This is a genomic window from Saccharopolyspora erythraea, assembly GCF_018141105.1.
Taxonomy (GTDB): domain Bacteria; phylum Actinomycetota; class Actinomycetes; order Mycobacteriales; family Pseudonocardiaceae; genus Saccharopolyspora_D; species Saccharopolyspora_D erythraea_A.
Genome location: NZ_CP054839.1, coordinates 1271870 through 1296947 on the forward strand (window position 1 = coordinate 1271870; position 25078 = coordinate 1296947).

Genomic DNA, 25078 nt, shown 5'->3' on the forward strand with positions numbered 1-25078 from the left:
CAGCCACCGTTCGCCGACGCAGGGCTGCACTGCCCCGCTCCGTCATCCTCCTTGCCGCCGTGGGCCGGTTCACCGTGCTTTCGTCAACGCCGGTGCGCCAGGGCCGCGGCGCCAGCCGAAGCCCGGTGCAGGACCCACTCCAGCGGGCCGCGGCCGAGAACCGACCGCCACGCAGTGGTCGCGATCAGCGCGGAGATCACCAGCACGAGCCAGGGCAGGTACGGCTGCTCGGTGAGCGTGGCGGTCAGGTTCTTCGTGCCGTAGGCCCACAGCGCGACGAGGTGCCCGACGTAGGCCGTCAGCGCGAGCGCACCGACCGAGGCCAGCGGGCGGACGAGCATCCCGAGCCGGTCGGAGATCAGCAGGCACAGCCCGATCACAGCGATGGCGAAGCCGCCCGCGCCTACGACCTCGAAGGGAGTGCCGCTGTGCGGCGCTGCCATCAGCAGCATCGCCGGGTCGGTCGTGTACGAAGCGCCTTGCGCGGTGGTGGTGAGGATCAGGTCGATGATCTGCGGTGGCTGCCCGGCGAACAGCGACAGGATGCGTTCCCGGCCGCCGAGGACGTTCAGCCCCAGCCAGGAACCGCCGTAGCCGAGCAGCGCGAGCGCCACCCCGACGCCCGCGAGCCGCAGGCGCACCGCGACGGCGCGCAGGTCGAGCCGTCCGACCGCCATCCCGGCGAGCACGAACGGGATCCAGGTCAGCACCGGGTACGCGCCGTCGAGCACGATCGCCTGGAGCGCGCGCCCGAGTCCGTCCAGGGACGTCATGTCGGCCAGGGATGGCGTGATGCCCATCTCCTCGGTCTGGACTACCGACTTCCGGATCCAGAACGACGCAAGCGGTCCGGTGATCGCGGTGCCCGCCGCCAACGCGCCCAGCACGCCGGCGCGCAACCGCAGCAACGGGATCGAGAGCAGGAACAGCACGGCATAGACCGCGAGGATCACGCGCGCGGGAACCTGCATCGAGGTCAGCGCCAGGCCGAGCGGGAACAGGACCGCCGCGCGCACCGCGATGCGCGCCGACGCCGCCGCCCAGCTCCGGCTCTGCGGGCGGTCGCCGCCGCTGAGCAGGGCGATCGACACGCCGGCCAGCACGGCGAAGAGCGCGGCCGACCGGCCGGACACCAGTCCGAAAAGCCAGTTGCCCGGTTCCTGCGGCCCGGCGTGCGCGGCGAACATGCCGATCACGGCGAGACTGCGGGCCACGTCAAGCCCGACCAGCCGCGCGGTCGTCGGGCCGATCCGGACGGTGGCGGCGTTGTGTGCGGAGGTTGGGAGAGTGGTCGTTTCGGTCACCTGTTCAGCATCCGGCGAGAGCGCCCGCTGGTGGATCACTAGATCGGCCTCGGCCGAGTAGTGCTTTCAGCCAAGGGGGAGGTGCCCGAACGGCCGGTGGCGCCGCGGATAATCGAACCGTGTTCGAAGTCGCCGCCGTGCTTGATCCGCTGCTCGCTCGTTACGCCTCGTGGCTCGCGCTGCCCGGGGCGGCGACCGCGGACACCTCCGATGAGGACCCCGACAACGTCGTGCTGATGCCGATGGTGTTGCGCATCGAGCGCAAGGAGCCGCCGCGGCGGACCGCTCTTCTCGAAGCCGCTGCGGCTGCGGCCATCGCCGTGTGCCTGGACGAGCGGTGCAAGCCGGGCGGGGAGTGGCACGAGCCGATGCGCGAGTGGATCTCGGGCCGCATCCGTAAAGTGGCGCGGCGAGCTCGGGGAGCGCACTGGGAGGCGGTGCAGTCGTTGCCCGGAATCACGGTCGAGGTCGATGGCGCGCAGGTCCGGGCGTTCCTGCCCGCTCGCGTCGCCGACATGCCGAAGGAGCTGACCCGCCTGCAGATCTCCGGCAGCGAGTTGGAGGCAGACGAGCCGGGGGCTCCGATGCTCGGTCGTCCGGTGCTCTGGCTCAATCCCGAGGTGCCGATGAGCGCGGGCAAGACCGCCGCACAGGTCGGGCACGCCACGATGATGATGGCCGCGTTGCTGCGCGGCGAAGGGCTGGAGGCCGGGCTGGAGCGCTGGGCTGCCGACAGCTTCCGCTGTTCGGTCCGGCAGGCCGACGAGGAGACTTGGCAGCGCCTGCACCCGAAGGACGATCCCGAGACCGCATGGCGAGAGCGGCGTGTGACGGTGGTGCGGGACGCGGGGTTCACCGAGGTCGAGCCGGGCACGGTGACGGTTCTCGCGCAGTGGGCGCATGCCGCTGGCAAAGGCGTGGACTGAGCGAGAAGGACCCCGGGCAGAGGAACGGGGGGCGTCTGCGGCGGCGCCCCCCGAACATGGCTTACCCGAGAACGTTTGTCTGATCTTCTCGATCAGTAGGTCTGGCGGCCCGAAAGTCGTCAAGGCCATTTCACGTTCCCGGGCAAGTCACCGGTTTCCCGGTACCGCTCAGCATGCGACTGCTCCGGCTCCGCCGTACAGAGTCAAAAGTCCCGGTCTGCACGCGGAAACCCACCCGCCAAAGGTGCCACAGCCCCGCCGCTGCCCAGCCCCGCCGCCGTCAGCTCCCGCCGCCAGCCCAGCCGGCCATCCCCTCAGTCCTCGTCCCCCACGCCACGGGCCGCCATGGCTTCGCCGAGCTGGTCGGCGTGCCGCAGCGTGCGCACCAGGAACGGCACGGCGAACGCCGTGATGGAGCGCCCGGCGCCCCGCGCTCGCTGCGCTTCGCGCGTTTCGGCGGCGATCGTCGACAGGGCCGCGACGGCCTGCAACGTCAGCCCGACGAGCAGCCCGACCCGCTCGGGCCGCACGCCGATGCGACGCGCCGGGCCGAGTCCGCGTTCGATCGCCGTGACCAGGTCGTCGACCCGCGTCGTCAGCGTGAAGAGGTTCGCCACACCGAGCGCGGCGAGCAGTCGCAGGCAGATGACGGCCGCGTTGTCCGGTCCGAGCAGCCACCATTGCAGCAGGAACACGAACACCAGCATCGGCACCGCGAGCCGCATCGCCTGCCAGCAGCGGCGGGGCGGGATGCGGGCGACCGCGTACCCGGCCACTGCCACCGCGGCCGCGATGCCCAGCGACAGCGGTGAGTCGAGCACGAATACCAGCACCGCGAAGCCGAGCAGCCCGAGGAACTTCGAGCCCGCGCCGAGCCGGTGCAGCGGGCTGCGACCGGGCTCGTACAGGCCGAGCGGGCTGGCGGTCGTGCTCATCCGATCAGCGCCCGGTACTGCGCGAGAGCGGCGTCCGGACGGTCGTCGGCCACGACCTGCCCGTCGTCGAGCACCACGACCCGGTCGAAGCCGTCGAGCAGGTCCAAGTCGTGGGTGACCAGCACGACCTGCTGCGGTAGTCCGGCCAGCACCTCGACGAAGTGCCGCTTGTTGCGCAGGTCGAGCAGTGTCGTCGGCTCGTCGCAGACCAGGACGTCCGGTTCGAGCACCAGCATCGAGCACAGCGCGAGCAGCTGCTTCTGCCCGCCGGAGAGCTGGTGGGCGGGGTGGTCGTCGTAACCGCCGAGGCCGTGGCGGGCGAGGACCTCGGCCGCGCGGCGGGCCCGCTCCGCCTTCGGCAGACCCTGGCCGCGCAGGGAGAAGGCGACGTCCTCACCCGCCGTCGGCATGACGATCTGGCTGTCGGGGTGGGTGAACACGAATCCGACGCGCTTGCGCACCTTGCGCCCGTCCCGCACCGGGTCCAGGCCGTCGACCAGCACCCGGCCCCGTTCCGGGTGCACCAGGCCGTTGATCATGCGGGCCAGCGTGGACTTGCCGGAGCCGTTCGCGCCGACGAACGCCACGCGCTGCTCGGTCAGCTTCAGGTCGACGCCGCGCAGCACGGTCCGCTCGCCGTAGGCGTGCGCGACGTCCTCGAACTCGATCAATCCGCTCTCTCCCACACCGTTGCCACGCCCAGCCCGCCGCCGGAGGACAGCGCCGCCAGGCCGGTGCGCGGCCCTCCGGCCCGCACCATCCGGCTGAACAATCGCACCACCAGGACCGCACCCGAGGCACCCCAGGGGTGGCCGAGGGCGATGGCGCCGCCGTCCGGGCTCGCGATCCGGTCGTCGACACCGGCCGCGTCCAGGCAGGCCAGCGCCTGCCCGGCGAACGCCTCGTTGAACTCGACGACGTCGGGTGCGTGCCGGGCGAGCAGCGCCCGCATCGCGGGCACCGCGCCGAGACCGAGCCGGTTCGGGTCGACGCCGGAGGTCTGCCACCCGGCCAGCCGCAGACCGGGCACGCCGAGACGGCGGCGGTTGGTCTCGGTGGTCATCAGCACCGCCGCAGCGCCGTCGCTGATGCCGCAGGAGTTCGCGGCGGTGGCGGTGCCGTCGGCGGTGAACGCGGGGCGGAAGCGGGCGAGGCGCTCGGAGGTGAAGTTCCGTCGCGGGCGCTGGTCGGTGGTGATGCCGTCGACCTCGACGACTTCAGCGTCGAAGCGGCCGTCGGCCTGGGCGGCGACCGCGCGGGCGTGGCTGCGGGCGGCGAAGGCGTCCTGGCGCTGCCTGGAGATCCCGGCCTCGGCGGCCACCAGGTCGGCGGCTGGGCCCATCTCCGGGTCACCGATCTCGGGCGGAGCGAACGGGGCGCGGGAGTAGAAGCGCGGCGGTTCGGCCGCCGAGCGCGGACGCCACGCCCGCCACGGCGCCGTCGACGGGCTCTCGGCGCCGCCCGCGAGGTACCAGTCGCCTGCGCCGGCCCGGATCAGCGCGGCGGCGGTGGTGATCGCGCTGAGGCCGCTCGCGCACTGGCGGTCCACCGTCATGCCGGGCACGTCGTGGCCCAACCCGGCCAGCAGCGCCGCGACGCGGGCGGTGTTTCCGCCGGGCCCGAGGACGTTGCCCAACACGACGTCGTCGACGGGGATCGCGTCACCCCCGACGCTAGTGCCGCGAGCTTCGCCCGCCGCCGGATGCGCGCCACTCCCGCTCGCGGTGATCCCCTCACCGTCCTCCAGCACGGCGCGCAGCACCGCCGCGGCCAGCCGGTCGACCGGGATGTTGCGCAGCACGCCGCCGGCTTCGCCGATCGGGCTCCGCCGCGCCGCGATGACCACCGGCGTTCGGTCCTCCTCCTCACCGAGCCCACTCGGCCCGCCAAGCCCACCAGGCCCATCGAGCCCACCGGCCACGCCGGACCGGCCAGACACGCCGAGCCGCATGCCCTTCATGCCGCCGCCCTCATGCCAAGGTCTCCGCCGCGAAGGTGCCGTCGCGGAGGCGCTCGGCGACCAGCGCCCGTGCGGGCTTGCCCGCCGCCGTGCGCGGCAGCTCCGCCGTGGCGAGCCATCGGCGCGGCCGCTTCGCCGGTTCCAGCTCCGCGCGGGCGCGCTCGCGCAGCGCGGCCAGCGGCGGCGCCGCAGGCCCGACCTCGACGACCGCCGTGATCAGGTCGCCGAGCCGGGGATGCGGTGTGGCCGCCACCAGTACGTCAAGCACGCCTTCGGCGCCGCGAAGCACCGCCTCGACCTCCTCCGCCGAGACGATCCGGCCACCGCTGTTGAGCACCGCGCTCGACCGCCCGAGGATCTCCAGCGTCCCGTCTTCGTGCAGGACGGCCCGGTCGCCGACGCTCGACCAGCCGTCACGCCAGTTCGCCGGCCAGGTGACCGCGCCGCGGTCGAGGTAGCCGTCGAAGACCAGCCCGGAACGCGTCCACAGCTCGCTGTCGCCGATCTGGTCTCCGTCGCGGATCTCGACCTCGACCACCGGGCGGAGCCCGTCGCCGCGGTCGACCGCGACGAGCGAGTGCTCGGCGGAGCCGTAGTACGCCACCAGCTCGCAGCCTGGAAGCGTCGCTTCGAGCTGCCGCCTCAGTGCCGGATCGGCCTTGGCGCCGCCGCACACGACCATCCGCAGCGCGCAGTCGGCCGGGTCCAGGTGCGGCAACAGCGCCGCGAGCATCGACGGGACCAGGTGGATCACCGTCGCGGTGCGGCAGGCATCGGCGGCCTCCGCGACCGACCACCGCTCCAGCAGCCGCAGACCGGCGCCGCCATGCAGCGCGTGCACCGCGCCGAACAGGAACAGCGACGAACTCAGCGGACCGGGAATGAGCACGACGTCGTCGGCGCGGAGGCCGAGGTCCAGCGCGGCGAAGCTTTCCAGCCACGACCGCCGGGATCGGAGCAGGACCTTCGGGCGGCCGCTGCTGCCCGAGGTCGTCGGCAGGTAGAAGGGGGTGTCGGCGTCACCGTCCGCACGAAGGTCGGGCACCGGCCCGGCTGGCACAGCCCCGCTCACGACGGCGGCTGGACGCGCGTCGTCCAGCACCGCCTCGCGTTCGCGGGCGGTCCAGGTCGGTTCGACGATCAGCGCGGCGGCACCGGCCAGTTCCGCGCCGAGGAACCAGCAGAGCCCGCTCAGCGCGTCGTCGGCCTCGATGGCGATGCGTCGGCCCTCGTACGCGGCGAGTGCGTGCGCGGCGCGGCCGACCTCGGCTCGCAGCTCGGCCCGGGTCAGGTCACCGCCGGGGTGCGACACCCCCGCCGGCCTCACGCCGGGGGCTCGCTCGGAGTGGGGCGCCCCGCCGTAGCCGCCGAGCAGCACGTCAGCTCCCGGTGGTGGCGGTGCTGCGCGGGGCGCCGAGCGTCGGCACGGCGCGGTGCACGGCGACCGCGACGAGCGAGACCGCGACGAGTTTCACGGCGTCGCCGGGCAGGAACACCAGCGACTGCACCGCGGCCGAGCCGATGTCGCCGGTGAACGCGCCCCAGTACGGGATGCCGACGAGGTAGTCGACCGCGACGCCCGCGACGTTGGCGACCAGCAGCGTCACCAGGCCCGGCCGGGGCATCGCGCGCTGCACGATCAGGCCGACGACCACCGCGGAGGCGATCCAGCCGAGCACGAACCCGCCGCTGGGGCCCGCGAACGGCGCGATCCCGCCCCGGCCGCCGGACAGCAGCGGCAGCCCGAGCGCCACCAGCGCCACGAACAGCAGGACGGCGGCGCCGCCCCGGCGGGCGCCGAGGATGCTGCCCGCGAGCAGCGGACCCATGTTCTGCAGGACGATCGGCACCGCCGCGCCACCGATGTAGAGTCCGGGGAAGATGCCGAGCACGGCGATGAACGCGGCGAACACCACTGTCCTGGCCAGATTGGCGGCAGGCGCCGGGTTCCGGGTTCCGGGCACGTTTGCTCCCTCGGGGTCTTCGGGCGCCGAACGCCACGACTGGTGATTCACTTGCGCGGCCCGTTGCAGGGGGTTCCGGCTCGCGCGAAGCGAGGACAACCTACCCGGCACGCCACGCCGAACGCCAAAGCCCGCAGCGAGGTTTGTCGGAGATCTACAAAGGCTCTCCACGCCTTTTGGGCCGATCCCGCCCGCGCCGTGTCGTGGGTCACCTCCCGCCCGGCCGGTGGGTACGGGCCGCGGGACCCGACCGAGGTACGGCGGCAGGACACGGGCGGGTGAAACGAGATCCGTCCACCGCGATTTCCCGCCTCGGGTAAGGCAATGTCGCCGCAGCACACCGTGTGCGAGATGGAGGGAGACTGCGGTGACGGCGAAGCAGGACCAGCAGATCGAACCGGCGGTCCGGTTGGGCTTCGAGCCCGGGCAGGTGGTGCTGGAGATCGGGTTCGACGACGACGCGGACCCGGCGCTGCGCGTGGCGGTCGAGGAGGTCACCGGTGAGGACGTGGTGCTGGACGAGACCGAGGACACCGCCGACGCCGCCGTGCTGTGGTTCCGGGAGGACGACGGCGACCTCGTCGACGCGCTGGTGGACGCCCGGTCCCAGCTCGGCGAAGCCGCGGTCATCTGGGTGCTGACCCCCGCGGACGGACGCGCCGGGTACGTCGAACCCGCCGACATCGGGGAGAGCGCGGTGGTCGCTGGACTGGTCCATGACCAGACCACCAGCCCCGTCGACGGCTGGACCGGCTCCCGCCTGGTCGCGCCACCGTCCCGCTGGTAGCCGCCCAGAAGCGGCTAGCCGGTGCGGTCCTCCGGGCAGCGGCTTGAAGGTCCACGTCTGACCGCGCCGACCGCGCCGCGGAGAACCCGGCCTTCTGGCGCGAGGCGGTGAGGCGACGCCTCAGCGGGACCACCGGCCTCGCCACGGCCACTCCGCGACACCACTCCAGCCCCGCCAAGAGCCCCCGCCTCTGCAGGCCACTACCGCCCCGCTGCCACGGACGCTCGCCGCGCGCGGGTCACGAAGCGGAGGCATCCAGGCGGCGCAGCGCGCCCCGGACGACCTCCGGGTCGTGCGTGGTCCAGAACGGCGGGAGGGACGCGCGCAGGAAGCCGCCGTAGCGGGCGGTCGCCAGCCGCGGGTCGAGCACCGCGATCACGCCGCGGTCGTCGATCGACCGCAGCAGCCGTCCCGCACCCTGGGCGAGCAGCAGCGCGGCGTGCGTGCCCGCGATAGTGAGGAACCCGTTGCCGCCGTGTTCGGACACCGCCTTCTGCCGCGCCGACGCCAGCGGGTCGTCCGGGCGCGGGAACGGGATGCGGTCCATCACGACAAGTTGCAGCGACTGCCCGGGCACGTCCACGCCCTGCCACAGCGACAGCGTGCCGAACAGCGAGGTCCGCGGGTCCTCGGCGAACTTGGTGACCAGCAGCGCCGTGGAGTCCTCGCCCTGGCACAGCACCGGAGTGTCCAGCCGCTGCCGCAGCTCCTCCGACGCCTGCCGCGCGGCGCGCATCGACGAGAACAGCCCGAGCGTCCGGCCTCCCGCGGCCCGCACCAGCTCGGTCAGCTCGTCCAGGTACTGCGGCGGCAGCCCGTCGCGGCCGGGCTGCGGCAGGTGGCGCGCGATGTAGAGGATGCCGCTGCGCTGGTGCTCGAAGGGCGACCCCACGTCGAGCCCGGTCCACTTCGGTCCGCCTGCGTCCGACGGCACCTCCTTGTCGGTGGCCGCCCCTTCAGCCTTGCGGGCCCGCTGCTCCGGCGGCAGCCCCCACTGCCTTGCCAGCGTGTCGAAGGAACCGCCGAGCGCGAGCGTCGCCGAGGTCAGCACCGTCGTGCGCTGGCCGAACAGCCGCTCCCGCAGCAGCCCGCCGACGCCCAGGGGCGCGACCCGGACGGTCGGCGGCCGGTTGGGGTCGGCGGAGATCCACACCACGTCGCGCCGCCGGTCGTCCTCCTCGTCGAAGGCTTCCAGTACCCGGACGGCCGTGTCGTGCACATCCTCGGTGAGTGCGAGGGCCAGCTTGCGGGCCGTGCTGCCCTCGACGTCCTCCTTGCGCTCGGGCCCGAGCGCGGTCACGCACGCCGCCGCCGCGTCCCGGGTCGCGGCCAGCGCGCCGCCGAGGTCGCGGGGCAGCTCCTCCAGGCGGCGCGGTTCGGCGTCCTGGAGCACCACGTCGAGCCCTTCGCCCGCCTCGTCGAGCCGGTCGGCGATCTCCTGGTCGATGGCACGCCCGCAGCGCCGCGCGGCCAGCTTCACCGCGCCCGCGGTCAGCTCCCCGGTCGCCGCCGAGGTCACCCGGTCGACCAGGTCGTGCGCCTCGTCGACCATCACCACGTCGTGCTCGGGCAGGATCGGGCGGTCGTCGAGGGCGTCGATGGCCAGCAGCGCGTGGTTGGTGACCACGACGTCGGCCCGCCCCGCCTCGGCGCGGGCGCGCTCGGCGAAGCAGTCGGTGCCGACCGGGCAGCGGTGAGCGCCGAGGCACTCCTTCGCCGTCACCGAGACCTGCCGCCACGCCTGGTCGGTGACGCCGGGCACGAGCTCGTCGCGGTCGCCGGTCTCGGTCTCCGACGACCACTCTCGCAGCCGCTTGACCTGGCGTTCCAGTGCCGAGGCCGCGAACGGGTCGAACAGCGCGCCCTCGTCGGGCTCCTCGGGGGCGCCGCCGTCGATGCGGTTGAGGCACAGGTAGTTGCGGCGGCCCTTGAGGATCGCGAACTTCGGCGGACGTCCCAGCGCGTCGGTCAGCGCGGCGGCCAGCCGCGGCAGGTCGCGGTCGACGAGCTGGCGTTGCAGCGCGATCGTCGCGGTCGAGACGATGACGGTGGTCTCCTCCGCGACGGCGTGGCGGATCGCGGGGACCAGGTAGGCCAGCGACTTGCCGGTGCCGGTGCCGGCCTGCACGGCCAGGTGCTCACCGGAGCGGATCGAGTGCTCGACCGCTTCGGCCATCTGCGACTGACCCGCCCGCTCGGTTCCGCCGACGGCCGCGACGGCGATCTCCATCAGGGCGCGCAGGCTCGGAACACCCCCGCCGCGGTGCCCGGACGACCTCCTGACCTCAGTGGACGGCTCCGCGACATCGGCGGCGATCTCGGGTGGGAGCTCGTCGTGCTCGTCGGGATCGAAGGCGTTCGGGTCGGACCAGCGCGGGACGGATCCGCGCTGCGGGACGGAGGCTGGCACGCCTTCAGACGGTACCGCTCGCCCCTGACCGGCCAGTCCGCGCCACGACGGGACCGGACCGGGTGACCGCGGGGCGGGATGTGGAACGTCAGGGGCTCAGGAACCGGCGGTTGAACGCCGCCGCGAGCCAGGGTTTGCGGCCCCACGCCACGACGCGGCCGGACACGCTCTCCCGCACCGGGCTGCGCCGGCCGTAGTTGACCAGCAGGAAGCTTTCCGGATGCGCGCTGATCCGCAGATCCACCCGATCCGGTGGAGTGGTGGTGACGGTGAGCGCGCCGGATCGGAACTCGAAGTAGTAGCGCCGCTGCCCGCGCAGGCGCAGCTCGTAGTTCGCCGTGTGGGTGTCGCCCGGGTCGACCCAGCCGGGTGCGATGTGGACCAGCGCCTCCATCACACGCGACACGTCGGCCGCGTCGATCGGCCAGCGGCGTCCCATGGCGGCGGCGATGTCCCAGCCGTGCACCAGGTACTCGGCGATGAGCGTGCCCAGCGCCCGGTCGGCGGGCAGCTTTGCGCCGCCGTCGAACCGCATGTCCGGCTGGTCGGCGCCGAACTCCAGCACGGTGGCCACCAGCGATCCGACACCCCGCCGCAGCAGCGCGCTCAGTTCTTGCAGGTCGCGGGTCGGCAGCTCGCGGACCTGCCGCGCGTTGTATTCGGGCAGCTCGGCCGCGGTGCGGACCCAGTCGTCGCCACCGCGGGCCAGGTCCTCGTAGCGCGGCGGCTCCATCGCGAGGTGGCCGACGACGTCGGTCAGCGACCAGCCCGGAGTCGCCGGGATCGGCAGGTCCGGATCGGGGGCCGAGCGCACGAGGCGCAGGAACCGCTCCGCCGACCGGGACACGGCTTCGGCCATATCGGCCGTGGTGGGGCTCGACATCTTTCCCAGCATGCCCAGCGGCCACCCGTCCGGCATAACGGAACGATCACGATCGCCGCGCTGGTTCCGGGCTCCCGCGCAGCTCGCAATGGGGGCCGCTCAGGCGGCCACGACGGGCTCGCCCACCAGCCGCACGCCCGCGGCGCGCAGGTCCTCCAGCGCGGCGTCCACCGTCGGCCGCGAAACGCCCGCGGTCAGGTCGAGCAGCACGGTCGTGGCGATGCCGGCCTCCACGGCGTCCAGCGCCGTCGCCCGCACGCAGTGGTCGGTGGCGATGCCGACGACGTCGACCTGGTCGACGCCGCGCTCGCGCAGCCACTCCACCAGGGCCCGGCTCTGGTGGTCGGTGCCCTCGAAACCGGAGTAGCCGTCGCTGTACTGGCCCTTGGAGAACACGGCCTCGACCGGCCCGACCTCCAGGTCCGGGTGGAAGGCCGCACCCGGCGTCCCGGCGACGCAGTGCACCGGCCACGAGCGGACGAAGTCCGGCTCGTCGCTGAAGTGCGCGCCCGGGTCGATGTGGTAGTCGCGGGTGGCCACGACGTGGTCGTGGCCGGACCCGACGGCGAAGTTCGAGATGGCCGCGACCACCGCGGCCCCGCCCGGGACCGCCAGCGCGCCGCCCTCGCAGAAGTCGATCTGCACGTCGACGACGATCAGTGCCTTGGCCATGGCCGGCTCCTACTGCTCCGGGAACACCGTCGGGATCGCGGGCTCGCCGTGGGACAGCTTCAGTCCCTCCCACGGCAGGCTGACCAACGCGTCCTTCAGCCGTTGCCGATTGTCCTCCAGCGAGGGGAGATCATCTACCCGCTTGCCGCCCCTGAGCAAGGGGATCTGCAGGAACCTGTCGTGCGCTCCCAGCTCCGGTCCGGCGGTTGCCGGGTAGACGGCCTCCTCCACGGCGGTGCCGGTGGGCTTGTGCCTGCGCACGGCGATCTTGCGGCCGCCGCGCGAGGTCTTGTGCGTGCTGCGCTTGGCCACCGGCCTGCCGTCGACCTCGACCAGCTTGTAGACCATCTCCGACGTGGGCGCCCCGGAGCCGGTGACCAGCGAGGTGCCGACGCCGTAGCCGTCGACCGGCTCGGCGCGCAGCCCGGCGATGGCGTGCTCGTCGAGGTCGCCGGAGACCACGATCTTGGTCTCGAACGCGCCGAGCGAGTCGAGCTGCTCGCGCGCCCGCCTGGCCAGCACGCCGACGTCACCGGAGTCGATCCGGACCGCCCCGAGGCCGGTGCCTGCCACCTCGATCGCCAGCGCGATGCCGTTGGTGATGTCGTAGGTGTCGACCAGCAGCGTCGTGCCGGGGCCCAGCATCGCGACCTGCGACTCGAAGGCGGCGCGCTCGGTGTCGTGCAGCAGGGTGAAAGCGTGCGCGGCGGTTCCCGCCGTCGGGATGCCGTAGCGGCGGCCGGCCTCCAGGTTCGACGTCGCGGTGAATCCCGCCAGGTAGGCGGCCCGCGCGGAGGCCACCGCGGACTCCTCGTGCGTGCGGCGCGAACCCATCTCGATCATGCGGCGCCCGTTGGCCGCCGAGACCATGCGGGCCGCGGCGGCGGCGATCGCGCTGTCGTGGTTGAGGATCGACAGGACCACCGTCTCCAGGACCACGGCCTCGGCGAAGGTGCCGCGCACGCTCAGCAGCGGGGAGCCGGGGAAGTACACCTCGCCCTCGGGGTAGCCGTCGACGTCGCCCCGGAACCGGTAGTCGGCCAGCCACTCCAGCGTGCTGTCGCCCACGACCCCAGCACTGGCGAGCTGTTCGAGCTCGGCCTCGCCGAACCGGAAGTTCTCGACCGCCTCCAGCACCCGGTCGAGACCGCCAACGACGCCGTAGCGCCTGCCGTCGGGCAGCCGCCGGGTGAACACCTCGAAGGCGCACTGGCGGTCCGCGGTGCCGTCGCGCAGGGCGCTGGCGAGCATGGTCAGCTCGTACTGGTCGGTGAGCAGCGCGGTGCTCGCTGCGGGTGTGCTTGCCGCCGTCATGGGCCCGAGATTACGTGGTGCGAGATCGGTGGCCCTCCGGCGTTCACCGGGCCGGGCCGTGCTCTCGGGGGCGGCCGTGGCCTGGTGTGGTCAGCGCTGGGCACCGCCGGCGCCCTGCTGGCTGCGGATCTGGGCGAGCAGGTGATCCAGAGTCGCGGTGAACTCCTCCACACCACCGGGCGGGAGGCTCCCGAACAGCTGGTCGGCCAGGTCCCGCTGCCCCGCGGCCATCGCGGCGGCGGTCTCGGCGCCGCTCCCGGTGAGGGTGATCAGGGTGGCGCGGCGGTCGGTGGGGTGTGGCTCGCGGGACACGAACCCGCCGTCAACCAGCGCGTCGACGAGTCCGGTGACGTTGCGCGGCGTGACCCGCAGCGCGTCGCTGAGGGTCCGCTGCGTGACCGGGCCGCACCGGTGCAGCTCCCACAGCACGTGGGCGCGCGAGCGCGTCAGCCCCAGCGCCGCCAGTCCCTGTTCCATGTCCTCGCTCAGCACCACGACGAGTTCCTGCAGTCGTCCCAGTGCCGCTTCGTTCGCAGACATCATCCATCCGGGAAATTGATGTATATAGTTCACTATGTAGTACGTTCACGGCGTAGCTTACCGCTCCCGGACGAGAGGAACACCATGTCGGCGACCACGAGCCACGACTTCCCGTTCGCCCGGCCGACCGCGCTGGAGGCGCCTGCCGAGTACGCCCGCCTGCGGACGGAGGAGCCGCTGAGCGAGGTCGAACTGCCCGGCGGACACCGCGCGTGGCTCGTCACCCGCTACGACGACGTCCTGTTCGTCCTGTCCGACCCGGGGTTCGGGCTGGCGCCGCCGGGTTCCGGTGGCGAGGGCAACGACTCGCTGTTCCAGGACGGGCCGTCCCACACCCGGCTGCGCCGCCTGGTCGCCCGCGCGTTCACCCCGCGGCACGTCGAGCGGTTGCGGCCACGGGTCGAGGAGCTGGCGTCGGACTTGGTGGGGGAGATGGCCGCTGCCGGGCCGCCCGCCGACCTCGTGGCCGCCGTGGCCCGCCCGCTGCCGCTGACGGTCATCTGCGAGCTGCTCGGCGTGGCCCCAGGGGACCGCGAACGGTTCCGGGCGTGGGCCGACGTCGCGGTCGACCTCGTCGTCCCGTACGCGGGCGAGGCCGACCTGGAGAAGTCGGCCGAGGTGTGGGGGCGCCTGACCGGCGAGATCGCCGAGCTGGTCACCGCCAAGCGGGCGGACCCGGGGCCGGACCTGCTCAGCGCGCTGATCTCGGTCCACGACGCCGACGACGGCGCGTTGTCCGACGACGAGCTGGTCACGATGTCGGCCACCCTGCTGATGGCCGGCCACCTGACCACGGCCAACGCCATCTCCGTGGGTGTCATGCGGCTTTCCGGCGGCCTGGCCGGCTCGGCCGAACCCCTCGACTCGACGGTGGAGGAGGTGCTGCGCATGCAGTCCGGTCGCACCGGCGAGGCGATGCCCCGCTTCGCGCACCGGGACGTCGAACCGCACGGCAGGCACATCGCGGCCGGCGACCTCGTGCTGCCCCGCCTGGAAGCCGCCAACCGCGACGCCGGTCGCTTCGAGCATCCGGAGCGCTTCGACCCCGATCGCGGCGGCAACCGGCACCTCGCCTTCGGGTACGGGCCGCACCACTGCCTCGGCGCCGCGCTCGCCCGGCTCGAGCTGCGGGCGGCGCTGGGCGCTCTCGCCGAGAGGTTGCCGCGCCTGCGCCTGGCCGGTCCTGCTGACGACGTGGAGTGGACCGGGCACCCCGTCGACGACGGCCCGAAGCGCCTCGACGTGGTGTGGTGACGGTGACGCGGCGGAAACGTCCGGTCGCTGTTCGTGTTGCACGTGCCCGGCCGACGCGCGCACACACGCGTGCGAACATGGGGGGCATGACCTCGCCCACCGAACTGGAGCGTGCGCAACTCGATCCGGGGGAACTCGGAACCGAGGACAAGCCGTGGGTGACCGTGGTCTGGAACGACCCGGTCAACCTGATGTCCTACGTGACCTACGTCCTGCAGAAGATCTTCGGCTACAGCAAGGACCACGCGACGAAGCTGATGCTGGACGTGCACCACAAGGGACGTGCGGCGGTGTCCTCCGGGTCGAAGGAGAAGGTCGAGGGCGACGTGGCGAAGCTGCACGCCGCCGGCCTCTGGGCGACGATGCAGAAGGACTCCTGATCACGTGAACGGCTGGACGCGCAAGAACGGCCACGTGGTGGCCGAGTTCTCCCAGCAGGAGGCCGCCGTGGTCCGCGGGCTGGTGGGCCAGATCAAGGACATGCTCTCCGCCCGCGCCGACGAGGCGCCGCAGGACGAGCTCTCCGAGCTGACCGGCATCCGGACCGGCCCCACCACCCCGCCGCAGGACCGGGTGCTCGGGCGGCTGCTCCCCGACTTCTACCGGAGCGACCCGGAGACGGGTGAGAGCGACGCCGAGGACGCCGACGCCGCGGGCGCGATGCGCTCGCTGCACGAGCCGGAGCTGCTGGACCGCAAGACCGGCGCGGCCGAGCTGGTGCTGGAGACCTGCCCCCGCGAGGGCGGGCGCGTCGAGCTGACCGGTGAGCAGGCCGACGGCTGGCTCGCGGCGCTCAACGACGTGCGGCTCGCGCTGGGCACCGCGCTCGACGTCGACGACGAGATGCCCGACGACCTGCCCGAGGACGACCTGCGGCGCGAGCACCTCGGCGTGTACCAGTGGCTGACCTGGGTGCAGGACAGCCTGGTCGATGCCGTGATGTCCTGACCGACGCGCCGGATGACGCGCATGTGACCACGGCGGACGAGCGAGGTGGGATGGCCGGGCTGCGACCGGGCGAACGCGGCGGGATCGTCGACGTCGAGGGCGTGCTGGTCGGCCACGACCAGCGGCTCGACGAGCACTGGGCGACCGGGGTCAGCGTCGTCGCCGTCCCGGAGGGCGCGACCGCCGCGGTCGACGTGCGCGGTGGCGGGCCGGGCACCCGCGAGACCGACACCCTGCACCCGACCCACCTGGTCCAGCAGGCGCACGCGATCGTGCTGACCGGCGGCAGCGCCTACGGCCTGGCCGCCGCCGACGGCGTGATGCGCAGGCTCGCCGAGTGCGGTCACGGCTTCCAGGTCGGGCAGCGGCCGGAGGAAGTGGTGCCGATCGTGCCCGCCGCCGTGCTGTTCGACCTCCCGATGGGTGACTGGGGCAACCGGCCGGACGCCGAGTTCGGCTACCGGGCCGCGGTCTCGGCCGACCGCACCGACACCCGCGAGGGCAACGTCGGGGCGGGCACGGGGGCCGTCGCGGGCAGCCTCAAGGGCGGCATCGGCACCGCGAGCGCGGTCCTCGGCGACGGCACGACGGTCGGGGCGCTGATGGCGGTCAACTCCGCGGGCGAGGTCGTCGACCCCTCGACCGGGCTGCCCTGGTACCCGGTTCCCGGGCTGCGCGCTCCCGACCCCGCCGAGGTCGAGGGCGGCCTCCCGGCGGGCGGCAGACGCGGGCGCCACGGGCCAACCGGCCGCCCGCTCAACACCACGATCGGTGTGGTCGCGGCCGACCGGCGGCTGACCAAGGCCGAGTGCCACCGGGTGGCGGTGGCCGCCCACGACGGCATCGCCCGCGCCGTGCGGCCCGCGCACGGCATGTTCGACGGCGACACCGTGTTCGCCCTGGCCACGGGCGCGCGCGACGGGTTGCCCGAGGCGGGCGAACCGAGCTGGGCGCCCGCCCTCGACGCGATCTGCTCCGCCGCGGCGCACGTCGTCGCGGTCGCGATCGGGCGCGCGGTGCTGGCCGCCGAGCCGGTCGGCGAGGTGACCTCTTACACGATCCGCTATCCCTCCGCGCGGGAATGAACCATGGTCTGAGCACGTTGCGCCGGTTGAACAGGCGTAACCGGGATTTCACATCGTGGGACCCCGGTGTGGCGGCCATTAGGATGGTGTTTGTGCTGGTGATCCGACGCGACCTCGTCGAGGCGATGGTCGCGCATGCCCGACGGGACCACCCCGACGAAGCGTGCGGTGTCATTGCCGGCCCGGAAGGGTCGGACCGACCGCTCCGGTTGGTCGAAATGGTCAACGCCGAGCGTTCCCCGACCTTCTACCGCTTCGACTCGGCCGAGCAGCTGAAGGTGTGGCGGGAGATGGACGCCGCGGACGAGGAACCCGTGGTCATCTACCACTCCCACACCGCGACCGAGGCGTACCCGTCGCGGACGGACATCTCCTACGCGTCGGAGCCCAACGCCCATTACGTGCTCGTGTCCACCCGGGACCCGGAGGTCCACGAGCTGCGTTCGTACCGGATCCTCGACGGTGTGGTGACCGAGGAGCCGGTCGAGGTCGTCGAGGCCTACGAGCCGACCGGAGCCGGCGCGGCAGGACAGTGACCGCGCCGGTCGTGACCCGTCAACTTCAAGAAGTCCTGAGCGGACAGGAGGCCCCCATGGCAGTCAACGTTTCCATCCCGACCATCCTGCGCACCCACACCGGTGGTCAGAAGGCCGTCGAGGCCAGCGGCAGCACCGTCGCCGAGGTCATCAGCGACCTGGACAGCAGGCACGACGGCCTCAAGGACCGGCTGGTCAAGGAGGGCAAGCTGCACCGGTTCGTCAACGTCTACGTCAACGACGAGGACGTGCGCTTCGCGGGTGGCCTGGAGGCCAAGGTCGCCGATGGGGACAGCGTGACGATCCTGCCCGCGGTCGCCGGCGGGATGCGCTGACGACCTCGCCGGAAGTGGCCCGAGTAAGGAGCTGATCGTGGCCCGCTACGACTCGTTGCTGGATGCGCTCGGCGACACGCCGCTGGTGGGGCTGCCCCACCTGTCGCCCGCGGCCGACGTCCGGCTCTGGGCGAAGCTGGAGGATCGCAACCCGACCGGTTCGATCAAGGACCGGCCCGCGCTGGCGATGATCGAGGCCGCCGAGAAGGAGGGCAGGCTCACCCACGGGTGCACGATCCTGGAGCCGACCTCGGGCAACACCGGCATCTCGCTGGCCATGGCCGCCAAGCTCAAGGGCTACGGCCTGGTCTGCGTGATGCCGGAGAACACCTCCGAGGAACGGAGGCAGCTGCTGCAGGCGTTCGGTGCGCGCATCGTCTCGTCGCCTGCGGCGGGCGGTTCGAACCAGGCGGTGGCGGTGGCCAAGGAGCTGGCGGAGCAGAACCCGGACTGGGTGATGCTCTACCAGTACGGCAACCCCGCCAACGCCGACGCGCACTACCGGACGACCGGGCCGGAGATCCTGCGCGACCTGCCCAGCGTCACGCACTTCGTCGCCGGGCTCGGCACCACCGGCACGCTCGTCGGAGTCGGCCGCTACCTGCGGGAGCAGAAGCCCGGCGTGCAAGTGGTGGCCGCCGAGCCCCGCTACGGCGAGCTGGTCTACGGGCTGCGCAACCTCGATGAGGGCTTCGTGCCCGAGCTCTACGACCCGGACGTGCTGACCCGCCGGTTCTCCGTCGGTTCCTACGACGCGCTGCGCCGCACCCGCCAGTTGCTCGAGAACGAGGGCATCTTCGCGGGCATCTCCACCGGCGGCGTGCTGCACGCCGCGCTGACGATCGCCGAGAAGGCCGCGACGGCGGGGGAGTCCGCCGACATCGTGTTCGTGGTGGCAGACGCGGGCTGGAAATACCTGTCCACCGGGGCCTACGGTGGCACGCTGGACGAGGCCGCCGCCCGCCTCGACGGCCAGCTCTGGGCCTGACGCCCCGCATCCGCAGTCATCGAGCCGCCCGGCACGTTGCCCCACGGGGTACGTGCCGGGCGGTTTCGCTTTCGCGGCGGGTTTTCCTGGCGTCAGCCGGTGAAGGCGGGAGTGCGGAGTCCGGTGCCGATCCCGGGGACCACCAGCACCGCACCGTCGGTGTCGCCCGGATCGGAGACGCCGTCGCGCGCCGAGGTCACGTACAGGTCGGTGAGGTCCGAACCCCCGAAGCAGCAGTCGGTCGGACGCCGCACCGGCAGCTCGACGGAGCGGTCCAGCTCGCCTTCGGGCGTGTAGCGGCGGATCTGCGCAGCGTCGCGCACCGCGACCCAAACGCATCCGTCGGCGTCGACGCACAGCCCGGCCGGTTCGCCGCCTACCTCGCACAGCGGCCTGCGGCCCACCGCGGTGCCCGCCGCCACGTCGAAGTCGAGCACGTCAACGCGTCCGGTGGCGCTGTCGGCGAAGTACATCCGCGCGTCGTCGGGGCTCCAGCCGACGCCGCCGGCCGCCGCGAGCCCGTCGAGCGCGATCGTCGCGGCACCGTCGTCGGTGATCCGCGCGAGCCAGCCGTCGCCGCTCTCGTCCTCCCGGACGGTGCTCGCCCACAGCCGGCCCTTGCGGTCGATCGCGGTCGCGCCGCCGCGCACCCCGTCGCGCGCCCAGTAGACGAGCCAGACGCGGTGCTCGCCGTCGGCGTCGAACAGCGCGACGCCCTCGGCCAGGTGCAGCACGAGACCGCCGCGGCTGCGCGGTCGCGCCGAGCTGACCGCCTGCGGGGCCTCCATGCTGTGGTTCACGTGGTCCACGGTCATGCGGTGCACGGTGCGGGCAGGCACGTCGACCCACAGCAGGCTGTCGGTACCGGTGTCCCACACGGGCGCGTATCCGTAGCGGGCCGCCGCCGGCACGGCGACCTCCGGTTGTGCTTGCGCGGACACTGCCACCTTCCGACTGATCCCCCGAACGACGGCCGAACCCTATCGCGGTGCCCAGGGACGTCAGGGTCATCCCCGACCCCGCGGGCCCGATCTTCCCGTAGCCTCGATGGTGTGAACACTGCGCCCGATCGCCGCCGAGTGCGGGTGATCCCGCCGAATCCCGCCCGCGCGGCGGTGCTGATGTGCGTGATGGTGGCCGCGCTGTGGGCCATCGAGCTGGTCGATCTGGCGCTGCCTGCCGACCTGGAGGCCAACGGCATCCTGCCGCGCAGCGTCGACGGCCTCGACGGGATCCTGTGGGCCCCGCTGCTGCACAGCGACTGGAGCCACCTCATCGCCAACTCGCTGCCGCTGCTGGTGCTGGGCTGGCTGGCGATGTCGGGCGGACCGCGGCTGTTCGTCGCCGTCACTGCGACGGTCTGGATCGTCGGCGGCCTCGGCACGTGGCTGGTCGGGGCGGACGGCACCCACATCGGTGCGTCCGGTGTGGCGTTCGGCTGGCTGGTCTTCCTGCTGGTGCGCGGGTTCTTCCTGCGCAGCTACGGGCAGATGTTCGTGGCGCTGCTGCTCTTCTTCTACTGGGGCGGCATGCTGTGGGGCGTGCTGCCGGGCCAGACCGGGATCTCCTGGGAGGGCCACCTGTTCGGCGCGCTCGGCGGTCTGCTGGCGGCGTGGCTGATGTCCCGCCGCGGACGGCGCGAGCCCGGGCCTGCGACTTCGCCTGGCACACTGGCCGGGTGACTCACGCGCCGATCGGGATCTTCGACTCCGGGGTAGGCGGGTTGACCGTGGCCCGCGCGGTCATGGACCAGCTGCCCGGCGAAGCGCTGCGCTACGTCGGGGACACCGCCAACGCGCCGTACGGGCCGAGGCCGCTGGCCGACATCCGGGCCCGCACGCTGGCGATCACCGACTCGCTGGTCGCCGAGGGCGTGAAGATGCTGGTGATCGCGTGCAACACGGCGTCGGCGGCCTGCCTGCGCGACGCCCGCGAGCGCTACGACATCCCGGTCGTGGAGGTCGTGCTTCCCGCCGTGCGCCGCGCGGTGGTCACCACGCGAAACGGCCGGGTCGGGGTGATCGGCACCCAGGCCACCATCACCTCCCGCGCCTACGACGACGCGTTCACCGCCGCCCCGGACGTGACGCTGAGCACCGCGGCGTGCCCGCGCTTCGCCGACTTCGTCGAGCGCGGCATCACCAGCGGCAGGCAGGTCCTCGGCCTCGCACAGGCGTACCTGGACCCGTTGCAGCGGGCCGACGTCGACACCCTGGTCCTGGGCTGCACCCACTACCCGCTGCTGACCGGGGTGCTGCAACTGGCGATGGGCGACCACGTGACGCTGGTCTCCAGCGCCGAGGAGACCGCCAAGGACGTCCTGCGAGTGCTCACCGAGCACGACCTGCTCGCCGAGGCCGACGGCGATCCCTCCCACGAGTTCCGTGCGACGGGCTCGGGTGAGAGCTTCGCCAAGCTCGCCCGGCGGTTCCTCGGTCCGAGCCTCGCGGCCGATGCGATCGACCCCCTGACCGTGTCAAGCTCGTCGGCGTGAAGCTGACGATCCTGGGTTGTTCCGGAAGCGTTCCCGCACCCGGCAACCCCGCCTCCGGCTACCTGCTCGAGTCCGGTGACACCCGGATCGCGCTCGACCTCGGCAACGGCACGTTCGGCGCGTTGCAGCGCCACCTCGACCCGTTCGACCTCGACGCCGTGCTGCTGAGCCACCTGCACCCCGACCACTGCGCGGACATCGCCGCGCTGACCGTCTTCCGCCGCTACCACCCCGCCAAGCCGTACGACACCGCCGAGCGCAGGCTGCCGGTGTTCGCCCCGGCAGAGGCGCCGAGCAGGCTGGCCGCCCTGTACGCGCCGAGCGCGCGGGAGCTGGCCGAGACCGACCTCACCGACGTCTACGACTTCTCGGCCCACTCCGGCGAACCGGTCCGCATCGGGCCGTTCGAGATCCACGCCGTGCCGCTCGACCACGTCTGCGAGGGGTGGGGCCTGCGGATCGCCGCCGGCGACAGGGTGCTGGCCTACACCGGCGACACCGGGCCGTGCGACGGGCTGGGCGAGCTGGCGCAGGGCGCCGACGTGCTGCTGTCGGAGGCGTCCTGGCCGGACTCGCCGGACGCGCCGCCCGGCATCCACCTGTCCGGCAGGCAGGCCGCCGAGGCGGCAAAGGGATGCGGGGTCGGCAGGCTGCTGCTCACCCACCTGCAGCCGTGGACGGATCCGGCGGTGATCCTGGCGGAGGCACGGGCCGAGTTCGACGGCCCGATCGAGCTCGTCGAGGCCGGACGCGAATACACCGTCTGAGCCCTTACGGCCGGCGGCGTAGCCTCCACCGCGAGACAGGGAGGACCGCGATGACGATCACTGCGGTGTGGACGATCGACTCGGCCGAGGACGCCAACGCCGGGGACGGGCTCACCATCGACGAGCCCGACCAGGTCGACGAGCTCATCCGGCGGCTGGCCGAACCGGCGGCCGGACCCGCCACCATCTGGCACGAGGGGCGCAAGCTGGCCGACACCGCCGGCGGCATGCTCGACCACGACGTGGTCGCCGCGGTCCGGGGCGGCTACGGCTACCTCGGCTACATCGACGCCGACCACGACTACGCCGTGCTGGCCGGTGACCCCGCGTCGCCGGAGGTGCGCGCCGAGGACGCCGACTTCCCGGCGGGCAGCGGCGTCGCGACCGAGCAGCTCGCCGCGGCGCTGCGGGAGTTCCTGGCGACCGGCCTGCGACCGGAGAACGTGACCTGGCGAGAGGTCGAGCTCTAGCTCCCGGGGGCCGCCGCCGAGGGGGCTGCGCACGGCGTCGCGTCCGGTGCTCTTAGGGTGGGTGTCGTGGCACGAGCTGACGGGCGGAGCGACGACGCGCTCCGGGAAGTGCGGATCACCCGCGGATACCAGGACTGGCCTGCCGGGTCGGTGCTGGTCGAGTTCGGCCGGACGCGCGTGCTGTGCGCGGCCAGCGTCCAGGAGGGCGTCCCGCGCTGGCGGGCCGGCTCCGGCCTGGGCTGGGTCACGGCGGAGTACGCGATGCTGCCGTCGTCGACCAACACCCGCAGCACCCGCGAGTCGGTCAAGGGCCGCATCGGCGGCCGCACCCACGAGATCAGCCGCCTGGTCGGGCGGTCGCTGCGCGCATGCATCGACCTGGCCGCGCTGGGCGAGAACACCATCGCCCTGGACTGCGACGTGATCCAGGCCGACGGCGGCACCCGCACGGCGGCCATCACCGGCGCCTACGTGGCGCTGGCCGACGCGATCACCTGGCTCAGCGCCGCGCGCAGGCTCACCGACCCCAAGCCGCTGTCGTGCTCGATCGCGGCCGTCAGCGTCGGCGTCGTCGACGGCCGGGTGCGGCTGGACCTGCCCTACGAGGAGGACTCGCGGGCCGAGGTCGACATGAACGTGGTCGCCACCGACCACGGGACCCTGGTCGAGGTGCAGGGCACGGGTGAGGGCGCCACCTTCACGCGGTCCACCATGGACAAGATGATTGACTTCGCGCTGGCGGGCTGCTCCGAGCTGTCCCGCATCCAGGCCGAGGCGCTCGCGGCTCCCTACCCCGGCGAGCTGCCCGGCGGTGCGGCATGAGCCGCGTCCTGCTGGCCACCCGCAACGCCAAGAAACTGGTGGAGCTGCGGCGGATCCTGGAAGCCGAGGGCGTGACCGGCGTCGAGGTCGTCGGCCTCGACGAGGTCCCGGAGTTCCCCGAGGCGCCCGAGACCGGCGCGACCTTCGAGGACAACGCGCTGGCCAAGGCCGCCGACGCGGCCGAGGCCACCGGGCTGCCTTCGGTGGCCGACGACTCCGGTCTCGCCGTCGACGCGCTCAACGGCATGCCCGGCGTGCTGTCGGCCCGCTGGTCCGGCGGGCACGGAGACGACCAGGCCAACCTGGACCTGGTGCTCGGCCAGCTCAAGGACGTGCCGGACGAGCGGCGCGGCGCCGCTTTCGTCTCCGCCGCCGCCCTGGTCCTCCCCGGCGGCGAGGAGGTCGTGGTGCGCGGCGAATGGCGCGGCACCATCATCCGCGAGGAACGCGGCACCAACGGCTTCGGCTACGACCCGATCTTCGTGCCCGAGGGCGAGACCCGGACTTCGGCGGAGCTGTCCCCGGAGGAGAAGGACGCCGACTCCCACCGGGGCCGGGCACTCCGCCTGCTGCTGCCGCACCTGCGGGGGCTGGCGGGCTAGTCCGCTCGCGGACCTTCCTCGCGAACCCGGTCCAGAGTGATCTCCACGCCCGAACCGGCGAGCGGCGACAAGTGCGGTTCGTCGGGCACGTCGGTGAGTGAAACCCCCTCGCAGAACCACCACCGATCATCCCGAAGCCCGCGGTGTCCGGACAACCACGCTCGGCGACCGGGTGTGACGATGCCCGCCCCGGGCTGAAGCCGACTCGTTCAAGAAGCTAACTTTCCGAGTCGTGTTGACCGAATGGTTCGAGCCCGTGGTGCTGGTGGTCGTCGGCTTCCTGTCGGGGGCGATCAACGCGATCGCCGGCGGCGGGTCCCTGCTGGTCTTCCCGGCGCTGCTGGCGACCGGGATGACGCCGCTCGTCGCCAACGTGACCAACTCCGTGGCGCAGGGACCCGGGTTCGTGGGGGCCGCGCTGAGCCAGCGGGAGGACCTGGGCGGCAACCGGCCGCGGGTGGTCACGACCTCGATCGCAGCTGCGGTCGGGTCAGTGCTCGGCTGCGTGCTGCTGATGGTGCTGCCCGGTTCGGTGTTCGACGCCGTGGTGCCGGTGCTCGTGGGGCTCTCGGCGCTGCTGATGGCGTTCCAGAACACGATCCGCAGATGGCTCGGCAACCCCGACCCCACCGCGCCGGACCGAACGACGATGCTGACCGTCGGGATCTTCTTCGCCTCGATCTACGGCGGGTACTTCGGCGGCGCGCGCAGCGTGATCTTCATCGCGATCCTGGTGCTCGCGGCCAACGACACGATGCGCAGGCTCAACGCCCTCAAGAGCTGGCTCGGGCTGATCGGCAGCGCCGTCACCTTCTTGGTGTACGCGCTGATCGCACCGGTGGACTGGGTGGCGGTGCTGATGCTGGCGCCGACCACGGTGCTCGGCGGCTGGGTCGGCGGCAAGCTCGCGCAGCGGATCCCGGCGACCCTCCTGCGCTACGTGGTGGTCGTCATCGCCGCGGGCGTCGCGGTGTACATGGCGATGGACTGGCTGGACTGATCCACCGGTGCCTGGCCTGCGTCGCCAGTGCCCCGGCCGGCGCGAGGGTGTCTCACTCGCTCGCTCGCGCGCACGGAGCGGT

The 25078-nt window shown here is 72.9% G+C and carries 28 protein-coding genes; 16 read left to right on the forward strand and 12 right to left on the reverse strand.

What is annotated here, in order from left to right:
* Nucleotides 1–83: 83 nt before the first annotated feature.
* Nucleotides 84–1304, reverse strand: a complete 1221-nt coding sequence (locus HUO13_RS05845) for a DUF418 domain-containing protein (RefSeq protein ID WP_249124482.1) — start codon at nucleotides 1302–1304, stop codon at nucleotides 84–86.
* Between the two features lie 119 nt (nucleotides 1305–1423).
* Here HUO13_RS05845 and HUO13_RS05850 point away from each other — a divergent pair, with 119 nt between their 5' ends.
* Complete coding sequence (locus tag HUO13_RS05850; protein WP_211900447.1) at nucleotides 1424–2230, forward strand: aminoacyl-tRNA hydrolase; 807 nt, start codon at nucleotides 1424–1426, stop codon at nucleotides 2228–2230.
* A gap of 314 nt (nucleotides 2231–2544) precedes the next feature.
* Here HUO13_RS05850 and HUO13_RS05855 read toward each other — a convergent pair whose 3' ends face one another.
* From HUO13_RS05855 to HUO13_RS05875, 5 genes are all read right to left on the reverse strand, one after another.
* A complete protein-coding gene (locus tag HUO13_RS05855) occupies nucleotides 2545–3165 on the reverse strand; it encodes an energy-coupling factor transporter transmembrane component T family protein (protein WP_211900448.1) in 621 nt (206 codons plus the stop codon).
* A complete protein-coding gene (locus HUO13_RS05860) occupies nucleotides 3162–3836 on the reverse strand; it encodes an energy-coupling factor ABC transporter ATP-binding protein (RefSeq protein WP_211900449.1) in 675 nt (224 codons plus the stop codon). Before HUO13_RS05860 ends, HUO13_RS05855 begins: the two co-directional genes overlap by 4 nt.
* Complete coding sequence (locus HUO13_RS05865) at nucleotides 3833–5011, reverse strand: thiolase family protein (RefSeq protein WP_211900450.1); 1179 nt, start codon at nucleotides 5009–5011, stop codon at nucleotides 3833–3835. The genes HUO13_RS05860 and HUO13_RS05865 overlap by 4 nt, the downstream gene beginning before the upstream one ends.
* 124 nt (nucleotides 5012–5135) lie before the next feature.
* Nucleotides 5136–6452, reverse strand: a complete 1317-nt coding sequence (locus HUO13_RS05870; protein ID WP_249124483.1) for a class I adenylate-forming enzyme family protein — start codon at nucleotides 6450–6452, stop codon at nucleotides 5136–5138.
* Nucleotides 6453–6504: 52 nt separating this feature from the next.
* Nucleotides 6505–7089: a biotin transporter BioY gene (locus HUO13_RS05875; protein ID WP_211900452.1), complete on the reverse strand. Its 585-nt coding sequence runs from the start codon at nucleotides 7087–7089 to the stop codon at nucleotides 6505–6507.
* Between the two features lie 367 nt (nucleotides 7090–7456).
* Between HUO13_RS05875 and HUO13_RS05880 the strand changes: the two genes are divergently transcribed.
* Nucleotides 7457–7876 carry a DUF3052 domain-containing protein gene (locus HUO13_RS05880; protein WP_211900453.1) on the forward strand — a complete coding sequence of 140 codons (420 nt, stop codon included), beginning with the start codon at nucleotides 7457–7459 and terminating at the stop codon, nucleotides 7874–7876.
* Between the two features lie 238 nt (nucleotides 7877–8114).
* Here the strand turns inward: HUO13_RS05880 and HUO13_RS05885 are convergent, their stop codons facing one another.
* The 5 genes from HUO13_RS05885 to HUO13_RS05905 all read right to left on the reverse strand — a co-directional run bounded on the left by HUO13_RS05885 (nucleotide 8115) and on the right by HUO13_RS05905 (nucleotide 13698).
* Nucleotides 8115–10106 (reverse strand): ATP-dependent DNA helicase, encoded by a 1992-nt coding sequence (locus tag HUO13_RS05885; RefSeq protein ID WP_211902683.1) that lies wholly within the window; start codon nucleotides 10104–10106, stop codon nucleotides 8115–8117.
* Between the two features lie 268 nt (nucleotides 10107–10374).
* Nucleotides 10375–11205 (reverse strand): maleylpyruvate isomerase family mycothiol-dependent enzyme, encoded by an 831-nt coding sequence (locus HUO13_RS05890; RefSeq protein WP_249124484.1) that lies wholly within the window; start codon nucleotides 11203–11205, stop codon nucleotides 10375–10377.
* Nucleotides 11206–11268: 63 nt separating this feature from the next.
* Nucleotides 11269–11841: a nicotinamidase gene (locus tag HUO13_RS05895; protein ID WP_211900454.1), complete on the reverse strand. Its 573-nt coding sequence runs from the start codon at nucleotides 11839–11841 to the stop codon at nucleotides 11269–11271.
* Nucleotides 11842–11850: 9 nt separating this feature from the next.
* Nucleotides 11851–13155 carry a nicotinate phosphoribosyltransferase gene (locus HUO13_RS05900; protein ID WP_211900455.1) on the reverse strand — a complete coding sequence of 435 codons (1305 nt, stop codon included), beginning with the start codon at nucleotides 13153–13155 and terminating at the stop codon, nucleotides 11851–11853.
* 90 nt (nucleotides 13156–13245) lie between these two features.
* Entirely contained in the window at nucleotides 13246–13698 is a 453-nt protein-coding gene (locus tag HUO13_RS05905) for a MarR family winged helix-turn-helix transcriptional regulator (RefSeq protein ID WP_211900456.1), read from the reverse strand.
* 81 nt (nucleotides 13699–13779) lie between these two features.
* On the opposite strand from HUO13_RS05905, the gene HUO13_RS05910 reads away from it, so the two are divergent.
* From HUO13_RS05910 to HUO13_RS05940, 7 genes are all read left to right on the forward strand, one after another.
* On the forward strand, nucleotides 13780–14949 hold the full coding sequence (locus tag HUO13_RS05910) for a cytochrome P450 (RefSeq protein WP_211900457.1): 1170 nt from the start codon (nucleotides 13780–13782) through the stop codon (nucleotides 14947–14949).
* 86 nt (nucleotides 14950–15035) lie between these two features.
* Nucleotides 15036–15329 (forward strand): ATP-dependent Clp protease adapter ClpS, encoded by a 294-nt coding sequence (gene clpS, locus HUO13_RS05915; RefSeq protein ID WP_009945472.1) that lies wholly within the window; start codon nucleotides 15036–15038, stop codon nucleotides 15327–15329.
* A 4-nt stretch (nucleotides 15330–15333) separates the two neighbouring features.
* Nucleotides 15334–15897, forward strand: a complete 564-nt coding sequence (locus HUO13_RS05920) for a DUF2017 domain-containing protein (RefSeq protein WP_211900458.1) — start codon at nucleotides 15334–15336, stop codon at nucleotides 15895–15897.
* Nucleotides 15898–15947: 50 nt separating this feature from the next.
* Nucleotides 15948–16982, forward strand: coding sequence for a P1 family peptidase (locus HUO13_RS05925; RefSeq protein ID WP_211900459.1), 1035 nt, complete (start codon nucleotides 15948–15950; stop codon nucleotides 16980–16982).
* 92 nt (nucleotides 16983–17074) lie between these two features.
* Nucleotides 17075–17518, forward strand: a complete 444-nt coding sequence (locus HUO13_RS05930) for a M67 family metallopeptidase (protein WP_349253362.1) — start codon at nucleotides 17075–17077, stop codon at nucleotides 17516–17518.
* Nucleotides 17519–17574: 56 nt separating this feature from the next.
* Nucleotides 17575–17853 (forward strand): MoaD/ThiS family protein, encoded by a 279-nt coding sequence (locus tag HUO13_RS05935; protein ID WP_211900461.1) that lies wholly within the window; start codon nucleotides 17575–17577, stop codon nucleotides 17851–17853.
* A gap of 37 nt (nucleotides 17854–17890) precedes the next feature.
* Nucleotides 17891–18841, forward strand: a complete 951-nt coding sequence (locus HUO13_RS05940) for a PLP-dependent cysteine synthase family protein (protein ID WP_211900462.1) — start codon at nucleotides 17891–17893, stop codon at nucleotides 18839–18841.
* A 92-nt stretch (nucleotides 18842–18933) separates the two neighbouring features.
* Here the strand turns inward: HUO13_RS05940 and HUO13_RS05945 are convergent, their stop codons facing one another.
* Nucleotides 18934–19782, reverse strand: a complete 849-nt coding sequence (locus HUO13_RS05945; protein WP_211900463.1) for an SMP-30/gluconolactonase/LRE family protein — start codon at nucleotides 19780–19782, stop codon at nucleotides 18934–18936.
* 111 nt (nucleotides 19783–19893) lie between these two features.
* Between HUO13_RS05945 and HUO13_RS05950 the strand changes: the two genes are divergently transcribed.
* The 7 genes from HUO13_RS05950 to HUO13_RS05980 all read left to right on the forward strand — a co-directional run bounded on the left by HUO13_RS05950 (nucleotide 19894) and on the right by HUO13_RS05980 (nucleotide 24996).
* Nucleotides 19894–20523 (forward strand): rhomboid family intramembrane serine protease, encoded by a 630-nt coding sequence (locus HUO13_RS05950; protein WP_349253363.1) that lies wholly within the window; start codon nucleotides 19894–19896, stop codon nucleotides 20521–20523.
* Nucleotides 20520–21335 (forward strand): glutamate racemase, encoded by an 816-nt coding sequence (gene murI, locus HUO13_RS05955; protein WP_211900464.1) that lies wholly within the window; start codon nucleotides 20520–20522, stop codon nucleotides 21333–21335. The genes HUO13_RS05950 and murI overlap by 4 nt, the downstream gene beginning before the upstream one ends.
* Complete coding sequence (locus HUO13_RS05960; protein ID WP_211900465.1) at nucleotides 21332–22102, forward strand: MBL fold metallo-hydrolase; 771 nt, start codon at nucleotides 21332–21334, stop codon at nucleotides 22100–22102. The genes murI and HUO13_RS05960 overlap by 4 nt, the downstream gene beginning before the upstream one ends.
* A 50-nt stretch (nucleotides 22103–22152) precedes the next feature.
* Complete coding sequence (locus tag HUO13_RS05965) at nucleotides 22153–22572, forward strand: Imm1 family immunity protein (RefSeq protein ID WP_211900466.1); 420 nt, start codon at nucleotides 22153–22155, stop codon at nucleotides 22570–22572.
* A gap of 66 nt (nucleotides 22573–22638) precedes the next feature.
* Complete coding sequence (gene rph, locus HUO13_RS05970; RefSeq protein ID WP_211900467.1) at nucleotides 22639–23394, forward strand: ribonuclease PH; 756 nt, start codon at nucleotides 22639–22641, stop codon at nucleotides 23392–23394.
* On the forward strand, nucleotides 23391–23996 hold the full coding sequence (rdgB, locus tag HUO13_RS05975) for an RdgB/HAM1 family non-canonical purine NTP pyrophosphatase (RefSeq protein WP_211900468.1): 606 nt from the start codon (nucleotides 23391–23393) through the stop codon (nucleotides 23994–23996). Before rph ends, rdgB begins: the two co-directional genes overlap by 4 nt.
* Nucleotides 23997–24228: 232 nt before the next feature.
* The gene (locus tag HUO13_RS05980) at nucleotides 24229–24996 is read left to right on the forward strand and encodes a sulfite exporter TauE/SafE family protein (RefSeq protein WP_211900469.1); all 768 of its coding nucleotides are present in this window, start codon (nucleotides 24229–24231) and stop codon (nucleotides 24994–24996) included.
* Nucleotides 24997–25078 lie beyond the last annotated feature (82 nt).